Origin of the sequence: uncultured Croceicoccus sp. (genome assembly GCF_947496385.1) — a bacterium.
In the GTDB taxonomy this organism is placed as follows: Bacteria; Pseudomonadota; Alphaproteobacteria; order Sphingomonadales; family Sphingomonadaceae; genus Croceicoccus.
Map to the genome: position 1 here is coordinate 1 of NZ_CANMCP010000045.1, position 928 is coordinate 928.

General features: G+C 57.1%; 2 pseudogenes. Both read right to left on the reverse strand.

Annotation, left to right across the window (positions count from 1 at the left end):
• Positions 1 to 262, reverse strand: a pseudogene (locus Q0897_RS16030) (transposase); the annotation flags it as partial.
• A gap of 77 nt (positions 263 to 339) precedes the next feature.
• Positions 340 to 846: pseudogene (locus Q0897_RS16035) on the reverse strand (transposase).
• Positions 847 to 928 lie beyond the last annotated feature (82 nt).

Genomic DNA, 928 nt, shown 5'->3' on the forward strand with positions numbered 1-928 from the left:
CTAGAATTTCTTGCGCTGATCTCCTTGAGCATGTCGTTGTCCAGCATCGAGGCCACCAGCAGCTTCTTAGTCGCTCGTTCTCCTGCTTCAGCTGGTGCAGACGATGGGTATCTTACACCTCCAGCCCGCCATACCTGGACTTCCACGTGCAGAAGGTCGCCGAGCTGATCCCATGACGACGGCCTATATCCGCCGTCGCCATCCCAGCCTCCTCCTTCAAAACAGCGATGATCTGTTCCTCGCTGAACCCGCTCCGCTTCATCTCGTCCGTCTCATTGACGAAGACCGGACTCTACTTATCAATGGAGGAAATCTCGGCTCAGGACTCATTGATCACAGTCAGAAGATGATGGTGGCGGCGAGGCAGATGGCCGAGAAGAAGGTGTGGGCGCAGCGGTCATAGCAGGTGCGGATACGTCGCCAGTCCTTAAGGCGGCCAAACATATTTTCGACCCTATGCCGCTGACGATAGAGGGTGCGATCGTGCGGGATCGGGATTTTACGGTTCGCCTTTGACGCGATGCACGGGGTAATGCCGCGCTCCATCAAGGCATGCTGGAACCCGTCGGCGTCATAACCTCGGTCGCCCAGCAGAGCCTTGGCCGCTAGCGCTGCAGGTATCCGGTTGAACACGCCCATCCGGCTCCAGCGGACGAAGCGGTTATAGATCGTCTTGGGCGGATCGTCGTCGGCAGGTGCATCGTGTCAGCGCAGACCGTCATGGACCACGAAGATAATCCTACTGATGACCCAACGATCATCGCCCTTAGGCACGCCGTGAGACAGCGGAAAATACGGCTCGATCGTGCGCATCTGCGCCTCTGACAACCAAATCAAATCGCTCATGGCAACGCCTCCTGAGCGCCGCCAATGAATAAGCATCAGACTGTCAGGAGAATCCCTTTAATAGGTCCTGAGCCTAGGTCGT